The organism is Bartonella bilalgolemi (genome assembly GCF_023500045.1).
Taxonomy (GTDB): Bacteria; Pseudomonadota; Alphaproteobacteria; order Rhizobiales; family Rhizobiaceae; genus Bartonella; species Bartonella bilalgolemii.
Genome location: NZ_JAMCOF010000007.1, coordinates 30,262 through 53,668, shown reverse-complemented (window position 1 = coordinate 53,668; position 23,407 = coordinate 30,262). Strand labels below are relative to the sequence as shown.

Genomic DNA, 23,407 nt, shown 5'->3' with positions numbered 1-23,407 from the left:
CATTTCTATCATAAATTTAGGGATTATCAAATAAATAACAGATAAATAATTTCAAAAATTAGTTCTTGCTTGTAAGGCAGCAGCTAAAGTGCCATCATCGAGATAATCTAGTTCACCACCTACTGGTACTCCATGAGCAAGGCGAGTGATTTTAATGGAAAACTGAGAAAGTTGATCAGTAATATAGTGAGCTGTCGTTTGCCCTTCAACTGTAGCATTAACGGCTAAGATGATCTCTGTAATGGAATTATTGGTAACACGATTAATTAAAGAGGTGATGTTTAGTTCATCAGGTCCTATTCCATCTAAAGGAGACAATCGTCCACCTAAAACATGATAACGTGCTGATAAAAACTTTGCACGTTCAAGAGCCCAGAGATCAGAAATATCTTCAACAACAATAATTATTGATTCATCACGGTGAGGATCTGTGCAAATTGAACAGGGATCTATTGTATCTACATTACCACAAACAGAACAAATTCGAACTTTATTTGCAGTTTCTAGCAGTGAAGATCCTAGAGGTTCTAGCAGGGTTTCTTTTTTCTTAATGAGATAGAGAGCGGCACGACGCGCTGAACGTGGCCCAAGACCTGGTATCCGTGCTAAAAGCTGAATAAGGCGTTCAATTTCAGGGCCTGCAATATGTTGAGACATGCTATTATACCAAGGGATGAAAATATAGTTTATTTATAAGAACGGAAATTGAAAACCCGGTGGGATTGGCATTCCTGCAGTTACATTGTTAGTTTTTTCTTTAATAATTACATCTAGTTTACTTTTAGCATCGTTATAGGCAGCTATGACAAGATCTTCAAGAATTTCTACATCTTTAGGATTCATTAATGAAGGATCAATTTTTATTTCTGATATGGTATTTTGACCATTAATAGTGATATTGACAAGACCTCCACCTGCTATACCAGTTGCTTTCAGATTAGCCAATTCACTTTGCATTTGTTGCATTTTTGTTTGCATTTCTTTGACTTTTTTCATTATATTCATCATGTCACGCATAGGGATTGGTTTCCTTATTCATCATTTATATTACTATCAGTGTCAAAGACATTAGAGATTAAATCAAGATCACTTTCTTTTTTATTGAAGCGAACATCAATGATTTTTGCTCCTGGGAAATGATTGAGAATTTTTGCAATATCAGGGTCTGTTTGTGCATCGGAAAAAAGAGATTTTTGTATAGCGACACTTTCTTCTTGTAAAGTTGGTTCTCCTCCTTCATTCATAAGAGTTATAGTCCAGTGTTTTCCAGTCCATTGGTACAGCATTTTTTTTATATCACGTTCAAGGGAGTGAGGAGCTTCTTCAGCAAATCTTAACGTAATGTGCTGCGGTTCAAAAGAGACAGGATGAACGAATTCTTTGATCAACAATTTGAAATGTATTTCATTATGCTGTTCAGCTAGATCAATAATATCCTTTAAAGAATTTATGATGATTTTTTGTTCTGTGGCTTCCTTTTCTGATTGGGGTACAATGTGAGATAGATTGATTATGTTTTTATCAAGTTGATTAGTTTGAACATTTTCGCTTGTTTCAATCTTATCACAAAAGTCCGTCTTTTCAGAAGTTGTAATCTTTAATTGTTTTATGTATTTGGGGGAGCAACTAGATTGGTTTTGCAGTGTATCTAAAATTGGGGAAGAAGCGTAGCTATGTGCACCTTCTGTTTTTGTAATGTTGCTTTTATTTATTTTTTCTTGAGAAGAATGGTTTTCAACAAGCGTAGGTATTTTTTTTTCTTGTGTGAGATTTGTTAAAGCTTCATCAAGAGTTGGTAAATCAGCAACATGAGCAAGACGAATCAATAACATTTCGGCAGCTTGAATAGGATGGGAGGCTTGGTTAACTTCCTGTAGGCCTTTGAGGAGCATTTGCCAGCTACGTGAAAGAACACGAATAGAAAGGTTTTGTGAAAAATTTAAGCTTCGTGAGCGTTCCTCTTCTGTAAGTGATAAATTTTCTATTATTTCTGGTGTCAAACGTAATCGTGTGATTAGATGATTAAAATCAGCTAATTCTGTTAATATAGCAAAGGGATCTGCACCTGCATTGTATTGATTGCGTAATTCGTACAATGCATTAACAATATTTCCTTTCATAATAGATTCAAAGAGATCAATGATGCGAGATTGATCAGTTAATCCTAACATTAAGCGTACTGCAATGGCATCAACTTTGCCATTACCATAAGCAATTGCTTGGTCAAGAATAGATAATGCATCACGGACAGATCCTTCTGCTGCGCGGGCAATCATGAATAATGCTTGATCTTGTGCTTCAACTTTTTCTAGTTGAGCAATTTTGCGTAAATGGGTGACCAAAACAGCTGCTTCAATACGCTGCAAATTAAAACGCTGACAGCGTGAAAGAATTGTAATAGGAACTTTGCGAATTTCTGTCGTTGCAAAAATAAATTTCACATGCGGAGGAGGTTCTTCAAGTGTTTTTAGTAGACCATTAAATGCTTGTGTTGAGAGCATGTGAACTTCATCAATAATATATACTTTATAACGTGCAGAAACAGGGCGGTAACGGATTTGTTCAATAATTTCACGAATATCATCAATACCAGTATGCGAAGCAGCATCCATTTCAATAACATCTATATGGCGACCTTCAATGATTTGTGTGCAATGTTCACCAAGTGTATCGAATAAGGTAGTTGGTTGATCAATATCTTTTGTTTTATAGTTAAGAGCTCGGGCTAAAATACGCGCTGTCGTGGTTTTTCCTACTCCACGAATTCCTGTTAACATCCATGCTTGTGCAATACGTCCTGTTTTAAAAGCATTATTGAGAGTACACACCATTGCTTCTTGGCCAATTAGATCAGAGAAGCTTTGAGGCCGATATTTGCGAGCAAGAACGCGATAGGACGTTGTTGCTGGAGTATTTTTTATTAATTGTTCCAATTATGAAGCTCTTTTTGATATATATTCAATAATATAGGAGGATAGATTAACAGAAATCTCTTTAAATATTAAGAGAGTTTTTTAAATGAGCTTATTTTAAGAATAATATTTTTTGAATTTAAGAGAGCGCAAAACTTCTCTTCCTTTGATACAGAAATACTACCGTAAAAACTAAAGTACTATATTTTAAAACTTAAATATATAGATTACTTAAAAGAGGGAGGCTGGTACGATGACCCGTACAAAAACTCGTTAGGGCTGCTTCTTTCCAGATCTGACCCGATTGGCGAGCAGTTCGTCCATCACCAACCCCCTCTCACTTATATTATCGATTTAAAATAAAAAATCAAGAAAGAACCAAAAACATGATACAGATGATTAAAATTTGTATCTGAATTTGATGAGCTTTCAGGATGTGCTATAAAAGCGTACTTACATAGAAATAAATCTTTCTTAATTTTAAAGTAAGATTATTCTTCTCCATACACTCCTACATCATAGTTTGTTTCTACAACTGTCCTGCATCACAGTTTGTTCCTATAACTGTATTGTCGGTTATATTCTCAAAAGTGTAAGGTCCTCCTACCCAAGGGAACTTTACATGAAGGGATGTAACATTACTAATAATAAATATTTTTTTGTCTCTATCGTGAGAGACCTGACTTGGATTGTTAGGAATAATTTCCATATATTTTAAACCATCAGGGTGTGTATATGTTAAGCGAAATGTGGCTACAGGGTTGAGGTTTTTACATTCATATTCCGTCCCTTGTTTAATTGACTCGAGTCTCTCAATTATAACCTTCTCCTGAGGTGCAAATACCCACTTATTTGAGCCAAATCCAGCAAAAGCATCATTACAGATCAAAATACTTACAAAAATCAGCCCTTGAGATAGAAGCTTTTTCATTTATATATCCCCCTTTTAAGTTATTTAGAATGATCATGTTTAATTAACAATACAACATTATTTAATTTTAAGATATATCAAAAAAAAAATAATATAGAAACTAGTTCTATATTTTTTTGAAAAATAGATTGTGTTGATTATTATAGTTAGTTTTATACTAAAATTTTACGGACTCTTTCGAGATCATTTTGTGTGTCGACACTTAAAAAAGTTGTATTGATGATTTCCACATCAATACGCATGTTGTTTTCTAATGCGCGCAATTGCTCAAGTTTTTCACGTTGTTCAAGTGTCGATGATTTAAGTGTTATAAATTTTTCAAGAGCTTTGCGTCGGTAAACATATAATCCAATATGATGGTATAAAGGTCCATCTCCATAAGGTGCGGTTGCACGGGTAAAATAAAGGGCACGAAGTCGATTTTTAGCAATTGGGGTGCCAATGATTTTAACAATATTTGGGTTTATTTTTTCATTTTCTTCAATAAGTTTTGTTCCTAATGTTGCAATATCAGTTAAATTGTTTTCTAAAGGTCGTAAGGCACTTACGATGGCATTAGGCGTTATTGTTGGTAAGTCACCTTGTACATTCACAATAACATTATAGTGCTGTTCAGGATCAACTTTGGTTAAGGCTTCATAGATACGATCAGATCCCGATTGATGATTTGTGCAGGTTATGATACATTCATAACCATAAGCTGTGACGGTTTGAGCAATTTTGTCATGATCTGTTGCAACGATAATACGCTCTAATCCAGTTTCTTTTGCCCGTTCAGCAACATGAATGATCATGGGTTTTCCAGCGATATTAGCTAAGGCTTTACCTGGTAGACGAGTTGAACCCATACGAGCGGGAATAAGAATGAGTGGTTGAAAAGACATTGCAGAATTCCAAAGAATGTGTACTTAATTTATAACCTTATACCTTAATAAGGGAAAGAACTGCAAAGAACTATACTGAAAATAATATAAAAATATGAAAGTTTAAATTTTATGAATCGATCGACTTTCGTTTATTTAATTTGTGCGTGTTTATTTTTGTTGATTATTTTAGTGGGCATTTTCACTATCAGCGATATGATTTATGATGCTTCGGTCCAACATTCTTATAAAATTACCGATAATGAAATGTTTAAAGAAACACAAAATATATCTGGTGAATCTTTATTGTTGAGTGATCTTCTTAAACAAGGAAATCTTGAAAACGGACGGAAGATTTTTCGTCAGTGTGCAATCTGTCATACTTCTAAACGTGGTGGATCTAATCGTGTTGGTCCGTCACTCTGGGAAATTGTTGACCGTCCTTTTGCAAGTGTAAAAAATTTTTCTTATTCAAAAGTGTTGCGTGCGAATTCTGATAAAAAATGGGATTTTTTTACTTTGGATCGTTATATTCAATCACCACGTCAAGCATTTCCGGGAACAATTATGTCTTTTCGTGGGATTAACAATGATCAAGATCGTGCTGATCTTTTACTTTATTTGCGTAGTTTATCTGATTATTCTATCCCTCTACCAGAGGATGATGAACAAGATTAGTTTATATTAAAAAACATATGGCTAGATTTTATTTGTAATTTTGTTTTTTGAATTTATCAAAATTATTATTGAGGCGTCATTTAAATGATATGATATGTTGTTATTGAAAGGGAAAATAAATAAATGGCAACCTATATTATACGGCGTTTTCTTCTAATTATACCAACACTTATTGGTATTTTAACAATGACATTTATCATTGTTCAATTTACTCCAGGTGGGCCTATTGAAAATATTATTGCTCAATTACAAGGAACAGGGGGGGACGCTATAGGACGCATAGCTGGTAGTGGAGATTTTAATTTGTCTTCTGATGTTATTGCTGATAGTACTCATGTCGGATCATTGTCGTCTGGGTCTTCTCAATATCGTGGTGCACAGGGATTGGATCCAGAATTTATTGTCAAACTTGAAAAACAATTCGGTTTTGATAAGCCTCCTTTGGAACGTTATTTAACAATGCTTAGTCGTTATATGCGTTTTGATTTTGGGGAGTCTTATATACAGGGGCGTTTAGTTATTGATCTTATTAAAGATGCATTACCTGTGTCTCTTTCTCTTGGCTTCTGGCATTTATTAATTTCTTACGCTATTTCTATCCCATTGGGAATCCGTAAAGCGATCAGGGAAGGATCTATCTTTGATGCATGGACAAGTACTGTTATTGTTATTGGCTATGCAATTCCAAGTTTTCTTTTTGGGATTTTTTTAATGGTTTTTTTTGCTGGAGGATCATTTTTTGATTGGTTCCCATTGAATCATTTAACTTCTGATAATTTTGATTCATTATCTTTTGGAGCAAAGATATTGGATTATTTACATCATTTGGTTTTACCATTGACGGCGATGGTCATTTCTTCTTTTGCGACAACGACATTATTGACAAAAAACTGTTTTCTGGAAGAAATTCGCCAGCAATATGTTATTACAGCTCGCGCTAAAGGTTTAAGTGAGCGATCAGTTCTTTATGTCCACGTATTTCGTAATGCGATTTTAGTTGTCATAGCTTGTTTTCCTGCGACTTTTATGGGGGCATTTTTTAGTGGATCTTTATTAATTGAAATGCTCTATTCATTAAATGGTATAGGACTTTTAAGTTATACATCTATTGTTAATCGCGATTATGCTGTTGTATTTGCTTCTCTTTATATTTTTTCGTTAATTGGTCTTATTATAAACCTTATTTCTGATGTTGTTTATATGATGGTGGATCCACGTATTGACTTTGATAAAAAGGATTTATAATGGAAAAGGAAAGAGGTAATAGATTGTGTGATGATAAATTGAAACGGTCGACTTTCTTTTCTCCATTAAATGTGCGGCGTTGGCACAGTTTTAAACAGAATCGTCGTGGTTGGTGGTCGTTGTGGCTCTTTTTATTTTTATGTATTTGTTCTTTTGCTGCAGAATTTATTGCTAATGATCGTCCGATTATTGTGTCTTATAAAAAAGAGCTTCTTTTTCCTATTTTTTTTGATTATCCTGATGAAAAATTTGGTGGCAATTTAGCTAAGGCGGATTTTCGTGATCCTTTAATCCAAAGTGAAATAGCCCAATATGGTTGGGCATTTTGGCCACCGGTCCGTTATTCTTATAGTACGATAGTAGGGAACAAAGCTTTAGCATTATCTCCTCCTTTTTGGCTCCAAAATAAAGAAGAGCGTTGTGTTGGTTATGCACAGGGAAATGCTCATCCAGAATGTAACGTTAATCATTGGAATTGGCTTGGAACGGATGATCTAACACGTGATATTTTTGCGCGGGTTTTATATGGTTTTCGTGTATCAATAATTTTTAGTATTCTTTTAACAGCTATTTCTGCAATTATAGGGATTATAGTTGGTGCAGTTCAGGGTTATTTTGGTGGTTGGATCGATTTAATTTGTCAGCGTTTGATTGAAATATGGTCGTCTGTACCATCACTTTATTTAGTGATCATTATGGCTGCAGTTTTAGCACAGGGCTTTTGGATGCTATTAGGTGTTATGTTGCTTTTTCAATGGGTAGTATTGGTTGGCGTAGTACGTGCGGAATTTTTGCGAGCAAGAAATTTTACCTATATTAGTGCTGCACGTGCATTAGGTGTTCCTAATAGAATCATTATGATGCGTCATTTATTGCCTAATGCTATGGTTGCTGCTTTAACTTATTTGCCGTTTTTATTGACATCAGGGATTTCATTGTTGACATCGCTTGATTATTTAGGCTTTGGTCTTCCTCCTGGTTATGCTTCTTTAGGAGAAGTGATGCGGCAAGCTACTTCTAATTTAAATGCCCCTTGGATTGGTATTACAGGTTTTGTTGTTATTGCTGTGATATTGTCATTGCTGGCATTTATTGGCGAGGCAGCTCGCGATGCTTTTGATCCGAGAAAAATACAATAATGACAAAATTGCTTTCAGTACGTGATCTCTCGGTTGTATTTCGTCAGGCAGAGACAAAAAAATATATTCTTAAACAGATTTCTTTTGATATTCAGGAAGGAGAAACAGTCGCTTTTGTTGGAGAATCAGGTTCAGGAAAATCAATAACAGCACTATCTATTTTGCAATTATTATCTTTTTTAAAAAGGCTTGATCAATCGGGTGAAATTCTCTTTAATAATAAAGATTTAATGAAGTTGAAAGAAGAGGATTTGCGTAAAATTCGTGGCAAAGATATTGCCATGATTTTTCAAGAGCCGATGATCTCTCTTAATCCTTTACATACTGTAGAACGTCAAATAGGTGAAGTCCTTAAGATGCATTCAGTTATTTCTGATAAACTGTTACGCATGCATATTATTGATTTACTGAAAAAAGTAGGTATTTGTGAACCACAAAAACGTTTAGATTCATTTCCTCATCAATTATCAGGTGGTCAACGACAACGTGTGATGATTGCAATGGCACTTGCGAATAATCCAAAATTATTGATTGCTGATGAGCCAACAACTGCACTTGATGTAACTGTTCAAGCACAAATTCTTGAGCTATTAATACAGCTTAAAAAACATCATAAAATGTCAATGCTTTTTATTACGCATAATTTGGCTATTGTGCGTCGTATTGCAGATCGTGTCTACGTTATGAAGGAGGGAAAAATTGTTGAAAGTGGTTTAACAAATGAAATTTTTAAAAATCCTCAACATCCTTATACCAAGCAATTATTAGCAGCAGAGCCTAAGAATCATCCTCTTCAAGTTGATGATAACGCACCTGTTTTGATGCAAGGTCAAAAAATACGAGTTTGGTTTCCAATAAAAAAAGGATTGTTTCGACAAACGGTTGATTATGTAAAAGCTGTTCAGGATATTGATGTTATAATTCGTTCTGGCCAAACGCTTGGCGTTGTAGGAGAATCGGGGTCAGGAAAAACAACATTAGGCTTCGCATTAACACGAATGCTTTCTTCTAAAGGTCAAATTATTTTTGATGGTATTGATATAAGCAATTTTAATTTTAAGCAGATGCGTTCTTTGCGTCGTCACATCCAAATTGTTTTTCAAGATCCTTTTAGTTCACTTTCTCCACGTATGTCTATCGGTGAAATTATTGCTGAAGGGTTATCAATTCATGAACCTAAGCTTTCTTATTCTGAGCGTAATGCTCGTGTGATTGAAGTTTTGTGTGAAGTTGATCTCGATCCTACGACCCGTTTTCGTTATCCTCATGAGTTTTCTGGTGGACAGAGACAGCGGATTGCCCTTGCACGTGCAATTATTCTTAAACCACGCCTTATTGTGCTTGATGAACCAACGTCATCTCTTGATATGAGTGCGCAGGCACAAATTGTTAATCTTTTACGTTATTTGCAACTAAAATATCATTTAAGTTATCTGTTCATTAGTCATGATTTAAAAATTGTTAAAGCGCTTGCACATGAAGTAATCGTTATGCATCATGGCAAAATAGTTGAATATAGTTCTGCTGATCGTATTTTTTCTTGTCCCGAAAATCCTTATACGCAAACTTTGATGTCTGCTGCATTTGCGCTAGAAGCTGATCGTTTATAGGAAATTATATCAAATTGTGCTAACAATCCGTTATAAAGGAGGAGCTTTCCCACTAAAAGTTCACCAATATTTGTGATCAATTTAATTGTTTCCATTGCTTGTAATGTGCCGATAACTCCAGGCAAGGCACCGATGATACCAATTTCAGCACATGCCGGTGTAGTACCTAGAGGTGGGGGATTAGGAAATAAATCTCGATAGTGTGGATTATTATCTTTATAAGGCATAAGTACTGTTAGTGAACCTTTGAATCGGTGTATAGCTCCACTTATTAAAGGCTTTGCACATTGGGCAGCATGATCTGCAAGGAGATAGTGCGTGGCAAAATTATCGCTGCCATCAATAATGATGTGATAGGCGTTAAGTAGTTGATCCACATTGCTTTCATTTAATCGAATGTTGTATCTTTCAACTTTAACATGAGGGTTTATTGCTTTTATTGTTGTTTCTGCACTGATGGTTTTGTATTGGTTAATTGTATTTGTGTTGTGAATAACTTGGCGTTGTAAATTGGATAATGAAACAATGTCATCATCAACAATTCCAATAGTTCCAATGCCTGCTGCAGCAAGATAGAGTAAGACAGGAGTTCCAAGACCACCTACACCAATGACAAGAACACGTGCAGCTTTAAGCTTTTGTTGTCCTATTCCACCAATTTCAGGCAGGATGATATGGCGTGCGTAGCGTTCAATTTCCTCTTTACTTAATTTTTCATCAACTTCTTTTATCATAGGCTCTCTCTTGTCATAGTTTCTTTTACTATTTAATAAGTTTATGTTTTCTTGACTAGTTCGCATTCAGCGGTAGGAGGATTTATTAATGAAAATTGCTATTCAGATGGATCACATTGCGACTCTTAAAATTCAGGGAGATACTACGTTTGCACTTGCTTTGGCCGCTCAAGAACGTGGACATTCTCTATTCCATTATACACCGGACCGCTTATTTATACACAATGGGTGTGTGATTGCACGGTTAGAACCACTGACTGTGCGTGATGAAGAAGGATGTCACTATCAATTAGGTGAGTCTGTGCGCACAGAATTGGTAGATATGGACGTAGTTCTGTTACGACAAGATCCTCCTTTTGATATGAATTATATTACCACTACTCATTTTTTAGAACGTATTCATCCTAAGACACTAATTGTGAACGATCCGGTATGGGTGCGTAATAGCCCGGAAAAGATTTTTGTTACTGAATTTTTTGATTTGATGCCAGAAACACTCATTACAAAGGATATTGAAGAAATAAAGGCATTTAGATCTATGTTTGGTGATATCATTATTAAGCCACTTTATGGAAATGGAGGGATAGGTGTCTTTCATTTAAAAAACGATGATCGCAATTTCGCCTCACTTATCGAAATGTTTGAAAAAAGTTATAAAGAACCTTTTATTGTGCAGCGTTATTTAGAGAGCATACGAGAAGGAGATAAACGAATTATTTTGCTTGATGGTGAACCGGTTGGGGCAATTAATCGGATTCCTATAGCTACTGATGTTCGTTCTAATATTCATGTTGGAGGGCGCGTAGAATGTATTGATTTGACAGAACGTGATTATGAAATTTGTGCACGTATTGGCCCATCTTTGAAAAAACGTGGTTTGCTTCTCGTAGGAATTGATGTGATTGGAGACTATATAACTGAAATCAATGTTACATCTCCTACAGGCATTCGTGAAATTAAACGCTTTGGAGGTGCAGATATAGCTTCTCTTTTTTGGGACATTGTTGAACTTAAACGTTTAAATTAAAGATGACTAAAACATACTTTATTATAAAAAGAATTGTAAACGTCATTTTTTATTTATCATACGATTGATGTGAATTAAATTTAAAGGAATTATAGATGAGCAAATTATTATCAATTGGAATAGGTTTTGTTTTCTCTATTATATTATTGATTGATATTAGTTATGCTCGCAATCGAGTTCATATTGTAGGTTCATCGACGGTTTTGCCTTATGGGAAAATTGTTGCTGAGATTTTTGGAGAAATATACTCTAATTTTAAAGTTCCTATTATTGAATCCGGAGGTTCAGGAGCTGGTATTAAGGAATTCTGTCGTGGTATTGGTAATAATACAGTTGATATTGTTCATACTTCGCGGGCAATGAAGCCAGATGAATTACGATCTTGTTTTAATACTGGCGTAAAGGATATTGAAGAAATGCGTATTGGGTATGATGGTATTGTTTTTGCAACAGATATCAATGGTCCTGATTGGAAATTACAACCAGTAGATTTTTACAGAGCATTAGCTGCGCAGGTTATTGTTGATGGAAAATTGCAACCAAATGAATTTATGAAATGGAGTGCAGTCAATAGTGATCTTCCTGATTGGACAATTACAGCTTATATTCCTGGCGAAAAGCATGGAACTCGTGAAGTTTTTGAAGAAAAGGTGCTTGCTGTTGGTTGTAAAGCCAGTGGTGCGGTTGAGCAGATGAAGGCTTTGGGAATGAGTGATAAGGCCATTAATGCTGCTTGTATTGCTGTCCGTAAAGATGGGAAAGCTATTGATATTGATGGTGATTATTCTGAGACATTTGCTCGTCTTACTTCTGGTAAAACAGGGATTGGTGTTTTTGATTTGTCTTTTTATGAAAACAATGCAGATAAACTTAAGGTTGCATCTATTAATGGTATTTATCCAAGTGTCGAAACAATTTCTGATGGCTCATATTTGATTTCACGCCCATTGTTTTTTTATGTTAAGAAATTGCATTTAAACATTGTTCCAGGTATGCAGGAATATATTGATTTGTTTCTTTCTGATCAAATGATTGGTTTACATAGTCCATTAGCTGAATACGGCTTAGTTCCTATTTCTGAAAGAGCAAGACAGGTGCAACGAGATGCTTTTTCTTCTGGCAAAGTCATGGTCTTGCAATAATTTTCTGCGTTGATGATGTGAAATTCTTTTATGTTTTTTTATAGAAATTGAAAAATAAGATGCCTGTTTCTTTCATTATTTTTCTCTTGTTGATTTTTAGTATTGTTGGCTTTTGCATTTCTTATATGCGAGCTCGTTTCTTTGAACGTTCAGGATTTAAGATGCATTCTCGTGCACATTATTATGGTTGGTGGACATTTTTAATAACTATTATTCCAGCTCTGATTTTTTTAATTTTTTGGAATGGTGGTAGTTCTGCTTATTTGGAATATATTGTTTCACGAGAACTAGAAGCATATATGGTGCCTACGACAGAAATAGATAATCGTAGACTTATCGGCAGGTTAAGCAAAATGATACCTCACTTTCAAGGAGCTCTTACTGCTACTGTATATGAGAGTATGAGAAACCAATTATTAGCGCAAGGGTTTGTTTTGCCTTTAATAGTGCCGGATTACATGTTGAAAGTTGCAGAGTTATGGCACTTTTTTTATGATAAATTGCAATTTATTGGTCATATTTTGTTTTTTATTATTACACTTTGCTGTTTTATTTTTGGTATTATGCAAGTTTCTCCGCGCCAACGTGCCCGTAATAAAGTTGAGCGCTTGATTGTTATTGGATTGGTTTGTGCATCTACAATTGCTATTTTAATAACAGTTGGTATTGCGCTTTCTATGTTCTTTCAAACAATGAATTTTTTTCAATCTGTATCATTTTCAAATTTCTTTTTTGGAACAGTATGGGATCCTCGTTTTTCAATGAATAATGCAGACAATAGTGTGGGACAATTTGGTTTAATACCGCTATTAGCTGGTACACTTTATATCGCTTTTGTCGCTATGCTTTTTGCTGTACCTATTGGGTTATTTTCTGCTCTTTATATGGCTGAATATGCTTCAACTCGATTACGGTCGATTGTGAAACCATTATTAGAAGTACTTGCTGGCATTCCAACTATTGTATACGGTTTTTTTGCTTTGAAAATTGTTGGGCCTTTTCTACATAATCTTTCACTGTCTCTTTCTGGTGGGATTAGTTTTATTATGGCTCAAAGTGTTTTGACAGCTGGTATTGTCATGGGAATTATGTTGATTCCTTTTGTTTCATCTTTGTCAGATGATATCATTACTGCTGTTCCACGTTTTTTACGTGAAGGTTCTTATGGTTTAGGAGCAACACAATCTGAAACAATTAAAAAAGTAGTTCTACCAGCTGCACTTCCTGGGATTATAGGAGCACTTCTGTTGACAGCATCACGTGCGATTGGAGAGACAATGATTGTGGTGTTAGCGGCCGGTGTTGCAGCAAATTTTACTTTTAATCCATTTGAAGCGATGACTACAATGACGGTTAAAATTGTTAATCAATTAACGGGTGATTTTGAGTTTAATTCTCCACAAACACTTGTAGCTTTTGCGTTGGGGATGACGCTTTTTATTTTGACTCTTTTAATGAATATTCTAGCTCTTTATATAGTGCGTAAATATCAGGAACGATATGAATGAGTGAAGTTTTTTTTTCGCATCGTCGTAATATTGGTCTCAAAGGTCGTTATCGAGCTGAGCGTCGTTTTCGCGCTTATGGTTTAAGTGCTATCTTTATTAGTTTGTTTTTTTTGGCAGTTCTTTTATGGTCTATTGTTAGTCAAGGTTATACAGCTTTTTTTCAAAGCGAGATGATTTTGTCGGTTTATTTGGATGAAAAAGTGATTGACCCTAGTGGTCATCGTAAGAGTGATCCAAAAATATTGATAACTGCTAATTACCCACTTCTTGTACGGAATGCTTTGGCGAAAAAACTTGGGGTAGATCACAATGATCAGATATCTATGCGTGATGTTAACCGTATGTTTTCTCAGAGCGTTCGCGTTCAGTTGCGTGATATAGTGATAAAAAATCCAAACTTAATTGGGACGACGCAAAAAGTTAAAGTTTTAGCAGCATCAGACATTGATTCAGCCTATAAAGGGCAAATTGATTTACATGTACCAGAAAAAAATCGTAAAATTTCTGATCAACAGATAAAATGGATGAAATATTTAATTAATGACGGTACTCTTTATAAGACTTTCAATCGTCATTTTTTTACATTTGGTGCATCGAGTCGTCCTGAGACTTCGGGATTAGGTGTCGCAATGATTGGTTCTTTTTATATGACGATTATTGTTTTAGTAATTTCATTGCCAATAGGGATAGCGACAGCTCTTTATCTTGAAGAATATGCACGAAAAAACAAATTTACAGATTTTATTGAGATTAATATTAATAATCTTGCTGCTGTTCCTTCGATTGTTTTTGGTCTTTTAGGGCTTTCTGTTTTTATCAATTTTATGGGAATGCCGCGTTCAGCATCTTTTGTTGGAGGGCTTGTTTTAGCTCTTATGACGTTACCAACAATTATTATTGCTACGCGTTCTGCTTTACGAGCTGTTCCATTCTCTATTCGTGCAGGAGCTTTAGGATTAGGTGCATCGAAGACGCAGATGGTTTTTCATCATGTTATTCCTTTAGCCGCTCCTGGTATTTTGACAGGTACAATTATTGGTTTGGCTCAAGCTTTAGGTGAAACAGCACCTTTGCTTTTGATTGGGATGGTTGCTTTTATTGTAGATATTCCTGTGACACCAATGGATCCAGCAACAGCTTTGCCTGTTCAAATTTTTATGTGGGCAAGTGAAGCAGAACGTTCTTTTGTTGAGAAGACATCAGGTGCTATTATTATATTAATGATTTTTCTTATTTTTATGAATATTTCAGCTGTTCTTTTGCGCCGACGGTTTGAACAACGTTGGTAATTTTGGAGAGTTTATGTATAAAACTGAGGTTGAATCTAGTATGAAGATCAAGATGCGTGGTCAAGATGTTCGTGTTTTTTATGGAAAGAAAGAGGCTATTCATGGCATCACTCTTGATATTATTGAACATCAAGTCACTGCATTAATTGGACCTTCAGGTTGTGGAAAATCGACTTTTTTACGATGTTTTAACCGTATGAATGATACAATTGAAGGTGCTAAAGTAACAGGTTTGATTACTTTAGATGAGGAAGATATTTATAACTCACGTATTGATGTTGTAGAATTGCGTGCACGTGTTGGAATGGTTTTTCAAAAACCTAATCCTTTTCCAAAATCTATTTTTGAAAATGTTGCTTATGGGCCACGTATTCACGGTTTAGTGAAATCTCGTACTGAATTACAGGATATTGTTGAAAAAAGTTTGATACAAGCGGGATTATTCGAAGAAGTGAAAGATCGCCTTCATGGGCCAGGAACGAGTTTATCAGGTGGACAGCAACAACGTTTATGTATTGCACGTGCTATTGCTATAAGTCCTGAAGTTATATTGATGGATGAGCCCTGTTCAGCTCTTGATCCAATTGCGACAGCGCGTATTGAAGAGCTGATCGATGCGTTGAGACAAAATTATACAATTGTTATTGTGACACACTCTATGCAACAGGCAGCACGTGTTTCTCAATATACGGCTATGTTTCATTTAGGGCATTTGGTCGAAGTTGGTGCAACAGAAATGATGTTTACTTCACCAAAAGAGCAACGGACGCAGGATTATATTACTGGGCGTTTTGGGTAAGTGAATTGAAGGGTATAAGGTACTATCATGAGCCATATTGTTCATTCTTATGATATAGAATTAGAATATTTGGAATCCAAGATTTCTGAAATGGGATGCCATGCTGAAAGAATGATTGAACGTGCTGTGGCATCAATTGTGTGTGATGATTCTGAGTTAGCGGCTACAGTTATTGCCGATGATTTATTTTTGGATGAAGCAGAACGTGATCTTGATGAAAAAGCGATTACCATTATTTGTAAACGCCAACCAATGGCTGTTGATTTACGTGAAATTGTTGGTGCTATCCGTATTGCTTCTGATCTTGAGCGAATTGGAGATATGGCGAAAAACATTGCAAAGCGGACAGTTGCTATTTCGGAAACACGTCAACCTGCAGCTTTTTACCGTGGGCTTGAAACAATTACAGCTTTAGCACGCAATCAGTTAAAGGAAGTCCTTGATGCTTATAGGAGTCGTTTATTAGATCGCATTGATGCAGTACGTGAAAGTGATGATAAAATTGATGCTTTGTATACATCTCTTTTTCGTGAACTTTTAACTTATATGATGGAAGATATGCGTAATATTACAGTTTGTACACACTTACTTTTTTGTGCAAAAAATATTGAACGGATTGGTGATCATGTGACTAATATTGCTGAAACGCTTCATTATATTATTACAGGCCATCATATGACGTCTGGTCGTCCCCGTGATGATATGACGTATAAAGTTGGAGTGAGTGAGAAGAAAACAGATTAGGCTTTTTTATTTTAAATGAACCGATTATTAAGGAGGGATAGACTTTGTTGTTAACTGGTATGCCCTATAAGACTTCTAAATCTGTTTTGAATTACATTTGAGGATGGCAAAATTTTTATGGATCTACTCAGCTTTATTTTTTGTGTAAAAAGTTTTTGGATGGTACTGAGGTGTGAATGTTTATTGGTTATCGAATACTATAGTAATTGTAGAGATATTAGTCTTGTAAGGTTATGTTTGAAACTTAAGAATAAAACAATGTTTCATTGAATCATTTAGACAATGAGAGATGTTTTAAATTAAGATTTTTTTATTGTTTTTTGTGTATAAGCGTTTTTTGATGATTAGATTATATGTGTTAAAAATTAGCAATTAAGCAATTAATTGTATACTTTTTTGATTTGTATTTAAAAATTCATTTGAATTTTTGATATTTGAAGGCATAGGAACGTATTTTGTAAAATGAAAAAAAATCAGTGGGTTATTATTATTCTTTGCGTTATATCGTCCGTTATCGTAGGGTGCTCCTCAGATCATGTGAATCTTCAAAAAGCGAGCGACTATAAAAAAACTAAATCAGTTGAGTATTCATTGACAGAACGCCAATGTCTTATGCGTGCAATGTATTTTGAATCAAATCGTTCAAGTCGTGAGGGAATGATTGCTGTTGGAACGGTTGTTATGAATCGTGTAAATTCAAGCGCTTATCCAAAGACTATTTGTGGTGTTGTTGGTCAGCGTAAGCAATTTGCTCCGGGTGTTTTAACACGCCCTATGCTTGAGAAAGCATCTGTTGCTCGTGTTAAAGAGGCTGCCGATGCTGTTTTACGTGGTGAGCGAGATAAGAAAAGTAAAAATGCCATGTTTTTCCATACTGCTGGTTTATCTTTTCCTTATAAAAATATGCACTATGTTCGTGTCGCGGGAGGCAACGCTTTCTATGAAAAACGTTTGCATGATGGATCGCTTCAAGTTCCTGTTAATGACCGTCCTTATGATGTTGCGTTTGCTTTTTCTCAGGAACGTTCTGATGATATGCCCAACTTTATGAATTCAAGTGTAGACGGTAGAGAAATAAAAACAGAAGAAATACAAGAAGTTCCTGTTTCAATAGAGATTGCACAAGCAGATAAAAAGAGTTTTGTACCTTTTGTTGTTGCACAGCTTGATAGAATCCCTATTCCTATATCTGCACCTCGTCGTGAAGATGAGCTAAGAGAAAACACAACGATTTTAGCATATGCTATGCCTTCAACACACCAGTTAAATGCAGTTGTTGCAATGTTAGAAGAACGATATAAGAGTCGGTAATTTTTGTAGTTAAAATAAGAGATGAGGGTTATGCGTTTTGATCTTGATGAGATGATTTCTCCTGAAATGCTTGACCGCCTTGCAGAAGTCACAATAAAGGTAGGGCTCAATTTACAAGAAGGGCAGGATCTTGTTTTGACAGCTCCAGTTACAGCTTTACCTTTGGTTCGACAGGTAGCTTATCATGCTTATAAAGCTGGCGCTGGCGTTATTACACCACTGTTTGGTGATGAAGCATTATCACTTATCCGTTTTGAAAATGCGCATTCTGCTAGTTTTGATTGTGCGCCTTCTTGGCTTTATGAAGGAATGGCAAAAGCATTTGAAAATGGTGCTGCACGTTTGGCAATTGTTGGAGATAATCCGTTGTTGCTTTCCAATCAAGATTTGAATAAGGTTTCACGTTTGAATAAGGCCACTTCAGTAGCTTATCAGCCAGCTCTTAATAAAATATCGAATTTTGCGATTAACTGGTCAATTATCGCTTATCCAACAGCGGGATGGGCTACAGCAATGTTTCCTGATTTGCCTCTTGGTGAAGCAATTCAGAAATTAGCAGAAGCTATTTTTTTTGCTTCACGTGTGACACAGGATAATGCTGTATATGCATGGCATGCGCACAATGCTAATTTAAAACAACGTTCAGCTTGGCTTAATGAGCAACGTTTTATTGCTTTGCATTTTACAGGTCCAGGAACTGATTTAATGGTTGGTTTAGCTGATGAACATGAATGGCATGGAGGTGCCTCGATTGCTCAAAATGGCGTTGTCTGTAACCCTAATATTCCTACTGAAGAAGTATTTACAACTCCTCATGCTTATAAAGTTGATGGTTTTGTTCGTTCAACGAAGCCACTTTCCTATCAAGGAATGCTCATTGATAATATTGAAGTGCGTTTTGAAGCAGGGCGTATTGTCAATGCGTCGGCTTCAAAGGGACAAGAAGTTTTGCGAAAAGTTTTACAAAGCGATGAGGGTGCTAGTCGATTGGGCGAAGTCGCTCTTGTCCCCCATTCTTCACCTATTTCTAAGAGCGGTTTACTTTTTTATAATACATTGTTTGATGAAAATGCTGCATGTCATATCGCTTTAGGGCAATGTTATTCTAAATGTTTTTTAAATGGAGCAGCATTGACGACAGAAGAGATTGAGATGCGTGGTGGGAATAAGAGTATTATTCATATTGACTGGATGATTGGATCAAATGAAATCAACATAGACGGTGTTATGCAGAATGGTGCAAAAATTCCTGTATTTCGTCAGGGTGAGTGGGCTTAATTTACACATATGAAATCATTGGGGAGATAATGCCTGAACTTCCTGAAGTAGAAACAGTTCGCCGTGGACTTGATCCGCTTTTAACTGGCGCAAAAATTATATCTGTTAAACTTAATCGTAAAAATTTGCGTTTTCCTTTTCCAGAAGCATTTTCTGAGCGATTGGTGGGTAGAACGATCATAAAACTTAGTCGTCGCGCGAAATATTTATTATTTTATCTTTCACATAATGAAACAATTTTAAGTCATTTAGGTATGTCAGGATCGTGGCGTATAGAGGATGAATTTTCAAGAAAAGAGCATTCTTCTATAGGCAAATTAGTTGCGCATGATCATTGTATTATAAATGTTCAAGCAAAAGATGATAAAATTTATCGTCTCACTTATAATGATGCTCGCCGTTTTGGTTTTATACTTTTAACAGATACAACAAAGCTTTATGAACATCCACTTTTAAGAAGGCTAGGGGTTGAGCCTATGAACAATACGCTTTCTGGTGCTTATTTAAAAAAAGCTTTTGCCAATAAAAAAACATCTCTGAAAACAGCTTTGCTTGATCAGTCTATTGTTGCTGGCCTGGGGAATATTTATGTTTGTGAAGCACTTTGGCGTAGTCATTTATCACCACGGCGTAGTGCATTTACATTGGCATTAGAAGATGTATATATGCTGGAATCTGCAAATTTTCTTGCACAAAATATATGTAATTTGATTACTGAAGCAATTATTTCTGGGGGGACTTCTTTACGTGATTATATGCATGCAGATGGTTCACTTGGATACTTTCAACATTATTTTTCAGTTTATGGACGTGAAGGAAAAGAATGTTTGAATTGTAGGGTACCTATTGTGCGTATTTTACAGTCAGGGCGTTCGAGTTTTTATTGTCCACAATGTCAAAAATGAATAATGTGTCTTGCAAAATTTTGTAACAAGCTTAAAGTCATATCTATAATTTTCGAAGATTGGAAGGCTTTTTTTTATGCTTAATAAAGTGTTAGAGCATCTTGATAGGAATCTAGAAAAAAATCTTGAACATCTTTTTTCTCTTTTACGTTTTCAATCTATTTCTACAGATCCAGCATATAAAGATGAATGTCGTAAAACAGCTGATTGGCTGGTGGAAGATTTGAAGAGTATAGGTTTCACAGCTTCACGCCGTGATACACCTGGTCATCCAATAGTTGTTGGTCATCATCCAGGACCTTTTGATGATTGTTTGCATGTATTATTTTATGGGCATTATGATGTACAACCAGTTGATCCACTAGATTTATGGGAAAATAATCCGTTTGAGCCTTCTTTAAAAGAGAAGAATGGACACAAGATTATCTGTGCTCGTGGTGCTTCAGATGATAAAGGCCAGCTTATGACTTTTATTGAGGCATGTCGTTCTTTTAAAGAAGAAACAAAACAGCTTCCTGTAAAGGTTACTATTTTGTTGGAAGGTGAAGAAGAAAGTGGCTCGCCTTCACTTATTCCTTTTTTAAAGGAAAATATTAATGAACTGAAGGCTGATTGTGCATTAGTTTGTGATACCTCAATGTGGGATGCGAATACGCCATCGATTTCTGTCGGTCTTCGAGGGATTCTAGAGGAAGAGATTATTGTTACGGCAGCTAATTGTGATCTGCACTCAGGTTATTTTGGAGGCGCAGCAGCTAATCCTATTCGCATTTTAACTAAAATTTTGGCAGGGCTTCATGATGAAAATGGTGGAGTAACACTTCCTGGATTTTATGATGGTGTAGAAGAGACGCCTTTACAAATTTTACAATCATGGGATAAACTTGGTTGTAATGCTGAGACATTTCTTAATCCTATTGGTCTTTCTATTCCTGCTGGAGAAAAGGGACGGAGTCTTTTAGAACAAATATGGGCTCGTCCTACAGCAGAAATTAACGGCATTAGTGGAGGATATGAGGGCGAAGGATTTAAGACGGTGATTGCTTCTCAAGCGTATGCAAAAGTTTCTTTTCGTTTAGTGCATAAGCAGAATCCAGAAAAGATACGCCAAGCTTTTCGTAATTATGTGCACTCTCTTATTCCTGCAGATTGTAAAGTTGCATTTAAAGAGCATGGTGCTTCTCCAGCAATTCAACTTTCTTATAAGTCGCCTTTTATTCAAGTAGCACAAGACGCTTTATTTCAGGAATGGGGGACACCTGCTTTATTAACGGCTATGGGGGGCTCTATTCCAATTGTTGGGGACTTTCAATCAATTTTTAATATGGAAACTATTTTAGTTGGATTTGCATTAGCTGATGATCGGATTCATTCACCTAATGAGAAATATAATTTAAAATCATTTCATAAGGGGCAACGGTCTTGGGTACGCATTCTTGCTGCCTTAGCAAACAGGAGAATAAATGGCTGAGATTCGTATTCATCAAGGTGATTTACCAAATTTGGATAATTATTGTGTTGATTCTATTGCAATTGATACTGAAACTTTAGGATTACAGCCACACCGTGATCGTTTGTGTGTAGTTCAACTTTCTTCTGGAGATGGTACTGCTGATATTATACAGATTGCTAAAGGACAAAATAGAGCTCCTAATTTAGTTGCATTGCTTGAAGATAAAACAATTACGAAAATATTTCATTTTGGACGTTTTGATCTTGCTATTTTAGCGCATACATTTGCTGTGATGCCCGATGTTGTTTTTTGCACAAAGATTGCCTCAAAACTGACGCGTACTTATACGGATCGGCATGGTTTGAAGGAAATTTGTAGTGAATTATTGAATGTTAATATTTCTAAACAGCAACAATCATCAGATTGGGCAGCAGATGCTTTATCGCGTGCACAAATTGAATATGCAGCATCCGATGTTTTATATCTACATCGTTTAAAAAGTATATTTGAAGAACGTTTAAAACGTGAAGAACGCGAAGATATTGCAAAGGCGTGTTTTCAATTTTTGCCTGTAAGAGCAAAGCTTGATCTTTTGGGATGGTCAGAAGTTGATATTTTTGCACATGTTTGAGCTTTAAAATTTATTTCTGAAATCGGAAACAGAAGAAATAGTTGATATCATTATACAGAATATCAGTGCATTACAAATCTTTCTTTATCCATTTTTCTGTATCATTTTGAGGAGTGTCAACTGACATTTTTACAAAAAGTAAAATACATTATGTTTTTATAAAGTATGATAGTAGGTTACAAATGAATCTTTTATGAATATGAGGTTTTGTGTTGTTGTTAGGATTATCTTTGGGAATACGGCTAATCAGTGAACGTGCTATTCAGAAAAATGAGTTTGGTAAGGTATTTTTCAAATCAAGTTGAACTTATGAAGAGCTTATTGAATTGGTGATGAGATAGATAAAATAAAAATACCTTCTTTTTTTTCTAGACTTACCGTTAATTTTGAAGCGCTAAGCGATAACATTACTCAGATTTTATTTAGAATTTAAAATTTTCTTTACTAATGATTTTTGCATTGGTGCATCTCGTAAATTTTAATGTGTTATGAGGGTAATTTATAGGAAGACCTTGTTAAAGACAAGATTTTTGATTTTTCTATGTGTACATCATTTTTTTGTAGATATGTGTTATGAAATGATTTATAAAAGACACGTTTTGTATTTTATTGTATGGAGATAAGTTATGAATATAAAGTATTTTATTACAGTAACGAGTTTCACTATGATGACAGCTTCTACAGTTCAAGGATCTGATCTTAAAAAGGAGATACCACTTATTTCTTCAACTTTTTGTGTTAGTGAATGGAATAAGAAGTCGTTAAAAGATTTTTTTCTAATTTATGGTCGTAGTGTTTACAGTAAGTGGGAAGAAATAACAGAACCAGTGCGTGTGATTTTTGCATCGAATGATTCAAGAAAGATAAAATATAAAAAAAAGAAAGGGCCAGAGACATCTCATCACAGAAAAAAAAGACCTAGTTTATCTAAGTTAAGTCCATTGGGTTGGTAGTTGATAAGTGTGCGGTTTTTACGTGGGTTTTTTATTTTCGGGGATATATTTTGTTATCACTGGTTGCAGAGGCTTAATTTTGTTTCTAGTCAGTGAGAAAAGTGGGTGGCTAGAAGAATATTCTAGATAACTGAATACAACTCAGCAAGATGTGATTTCATTATATCCATGATATTGTTGATTCCATAATAATCAGTATTATTCGAATTTTAGTAATTAAGAAATTTTGGAAATAGTGAGCTTTATGGTTACAAT

General features: G+C 35.3%; 22 protein-coding genes and 1 other RNA gene. 16 read left to right on the top strand and 7 right to left on the bottom strand.

What is annotated here, in order from left to right:
• Positions 1-51 precede the first annotated feature (51 nt).
• From recR to M4Z11_RS04960, 6 genes are all read right to left on the bottom strand, one after another.
• Positions 52-657, bottom strand: a complete 606-nt coding sequence (gene recR, locus M4Z11_RS04985) for a recombination mediator RecR (RefSeq protein WP_249677131.1) — start codon at positions 655-657, stop codon at positions 52-54.
• A gap of 33 nt (positions 658-690) precedes the next feature.
• Positions 691-1,017 carry a YbaB/EbfC family nucleoid-associated protein gene (locus M4Z11_RS04980; RefSeq protein WP_249677128.1) on the bottom strand — a complete coding sequence of 109 codons (327 nt, stop codon included), beginning with the start codon at positions 1,015-1,017 and terminating at the stop codon, positions 691-693.
• A gap of 14 nt (positions 1,018-1,031) precedes the next feature.
• On the bottom strand, positions 1,032-2,921 hold the full coding sequence (locus tag M4Z11_RS04975) for a DNA polymerase III subunit gamma/tau (RefSeq protein WP_249677186.1): 1,890 nt from the start codon (positions 2,919-2,921) through the stop codon (positions 1,032-1,034).
• 228 nt (positions 2,922-3,149) lie between these two features.
• Positions 3,150-3,247: signal recognition particle sRNA small type (ffs, locus tag M4Z11_RS04970), an RNA gene on the bottom strand.
• Positions 3,248-3,441: 194 nt separating this feature from the next.
• Complete coding sequence (locus M4Z11_RS04965; protein WP_249677126.1) at positions 3,442-3,843, bottom strand: hypothetical protein; 402 nt, start codon at positions 3,841-3,843, stop codon at positions 3,442-3,444.
• 152 nt (positions 3,844-3,995) lie between these two features.
• The gene (locus M4Z11_RS04960; protein ID WP_249677124.1) at positions 3,996-4,727 is read right to left on the bottom strand and encodes a 3-deoxy-manno-octulosonate cytidylyltransferase; all 732 of its coding nucleotides are present in this window, start codon (positions 4,725-4,727) and stop codon (positions 3,996-3,998) included.
• Positions 4,728-4,838: 111 nt separating this feature from the next.
• Here M4Z11_RS04960 and M4Z11_RS04955 point away from each other — a divergent pair, with 111 nt between their 5' ends.
• From M4Z11_RS04955 to M4Z11_RS04940, 4 genes are all read left to right on the top strand, one after another.
• Complete coding sequence (locus M4Z11_RS04955) at positions 4,839-5,384, top strand: c-type cytochrome (protein WP_249677122.1); 546 nt, start codon at positions 4,839-4,841, stop codon at positions 5,382-5,384.
• A 123-nt stretch (positions 5,385-5,507) separates the two neighbouring features.
• On the top strand, positions 5,508-6,629 hold the full coding sequence (locus M4Z11_RS04950) for a microcin C ABC transporter permease YejB (protein ID WP_249677120.1): 1,122 nt from the start codon (positions 5,508-5,510) through the stop codon (positions 6,627-6,629).
• Complete coding sequence (locus M4Z11_RS04945) at positions 6,629-7,768, top strand: ABC transporter permease (RefSeq protein ID WP_249677118.1); 1,140 nt, start codon at positions 6,629-6,631, stop codon at positions 7,766-7,768. The genes M4Z11_RS04950 and M4Z11_RS04945 overlap by 1 nt, the downstream gene beginning before the upstream one ends.
• A complete protein-coding gene (locus tag M4Z11_RS04940; RefSeq protein ID WP_249677116.1) occupies positions 7,768-9,378 on the top strand; it encodes an ABC transporter ATP-binding protein in 1,611 nt (536 codons plus the stop codon). The genes M4Z11_RS04945 and M4Z11_RS04940 overlap by 1 nt, the downstream gene beginning before the upstream one ends.
• On the opposite strand, the gene M4Z11_RS04935 is transcribed toward M4Z11_RS04940, so the two are convergent.
• On the bottom strand, positions 9,324-10,112 hold the full coding sequence (locus M4Z11_RS04935; RefSeq protein WP_249677114.1) for a molybdopterin-synthase adenylyltransferase MoeB: 789 nt from the start codon (positions 10,110-10,112) through the stop codon (positions 9,324-9,326). The two genes, M4Z11_RS04940 and M4Z11_RS04935, sit on opposite strands and share 55 nt — an antisense overlap.
• A gap of 88 nt (positions 10,113-10,200) precedes the next feature.
• Between M4Z11_RS04935 and gshB the strand changes: the two genes are divergently transcribed.
• The 12 genes from gshB to M4Z11_RS04875 all read left to right on the top strand — a co-directional run bounded on the left by gshB (position 10,201) and on the right by M4Z11_RS04875 (position 23,152).
• Entirely contained in the window at positions 10,201-11,139 is a 939-nt protein-coding gene (gshB, locus tag M4Z11_RS04930; protein ID WP_249677112.1) for a glutathione synthase, read from the top strand.
• A 95-nt stretch (positions 11,140-11,234) separates the two neighbouring features.
• Entirely contained in the window at positions 11,235-12,281 is a 1,047-nt protein-coding gene (locus tag M4Z11_RS04925; protein WP_249677110.1) for a PstS family phosphate ABC transporter substrate-binding protein, read from the top strand.
• Positions 12,282-12,340: 59 nt separating this feature from the next.
• Positions 12,341-13,789 carry a phosphate ABC transporter permease subunit PstC gene (gene pstC, locus M4Z11_RS04920; RefSeq protein WP_249677108.1) on the top strand — a complete coding sequence of 483 codons (1,449 nt, stop codon included), beginning with the start codon at positions 12,341-12,343 and terminating at the stop codon, positions 13,787-13,789.
• On the top strand, positions 13,786-15,078 hold the full coding sequence (pstA, locus tag M4Z11_RS04915; protein WP_249677107.1) for a phosphate ABC transporter permease PstA: 1,293 nt from the start codon (positions 13,786-13,788) through the stop codon (positions 15,076-15,078). The genes pstC and pstA overlap by 4 nt, the downstream gene beginning before the upstream one ends.
• 40 nt (positions 15,079-15,118) lie before the next feature.
• Entirely contained in the window at positions 15,119-15,877 is a 759-nt protein-coding gene (pstB, locus tag M4Z11_RS04910; protein ID WP_249677184.1) for a phosphate ABC transporter ATP-binding protein PstB, read from the top strand.
• 27 nt (positions 15,878-15,904) lie between these two features.
• A complete protein-coding gene (phoU, locus tag M4Z11_RS04905; RefSeq protein WP_249677105.1) occupies positions 15,905-16,621 on the top strand; it encodes a phosphate signaling complex protein PhoU in 717 nt (238 codons plus the stop codon).
• A 462-nt stretch (positions 16,622-17,083) separates the two neighbouring features.
• Positions 17,084-17,932: a cell wall hydrolase gene (locus tag M4Z11_RS04900; RefSeq protein ID WP_249677103.1), complete on the top strand. Its 849-nt coding sequence runs from the start codon at positions 17,084-17,086 to the stop codon at positions 17,930-17,932.
• Positions 17,933-17,962: 30 nt separating this feature from the next.
• Positions 17,963-19,210, top strand: a complete 1,248-nt coding sequence (locus M4Z11_RS04895) for an aminopeptidase (RefSeq protein WP_249677101.1) — start codon at positions 17,963-17,965, stop codon at positions 19,208-19,210.
• A gap of 29 nt (positions 19,211-19,239) precedes the next feature.
• Complete coding sequence (gene mutM, locus M4Z11_RS04890; protein ID WP_249677099.1) at positions 19,240-20,115, top strand: bifunctional DNA-formamidopyrimidine glycosylase/DNA-(apurinic or apyrimidinic site) lyase; 876 nt, start codon at positions 19,240-19,242, stop codon at positions 20,113-20,115.
• A gap of 76 nt (positions 20,116-20,191) precedes the next feature.
• Positions 20,192-21,586: a M20/M25/M40 family metallo-hydrolase gene (locus tag M4Z11_RS04885; protein ID WP_249677097.1), complete on the top strand. Its 1,395-nt coding sequence runs from the start codon at positions 20,192-20,194 to the stop codon at positions 21,584-21,586.
• Positions 21,579-22,199: a ribonuclease D gene (locus M4Z11_RS04880; RefSeq protein WP_249677095.1), complete on the top strand. Its 621-nt coding sequence runs from the start codon at positions 21,579-21,581 to the stop codon at positions 22,197-22,199. Before M4Z11_RS04885 ends, M4Z11_RS04880 begins: the two co-directional genes overlap by 8 nt.
• 626 nt (positions 22,200-22,825) lie before the next feature.
• Complete coding sequence (locus M4Z11_RS04875) at positions 22,826-23,152, top strand: hypothetical protein (RefSeq protein ID WP_249677093.1); 327 nt, start codon at positions 22,826-22,828, stop codon at positions 23,150-23,152.
• The last annotated feature ends 255 nt before the right edge of the window (positions 23,153-23,407 follow it).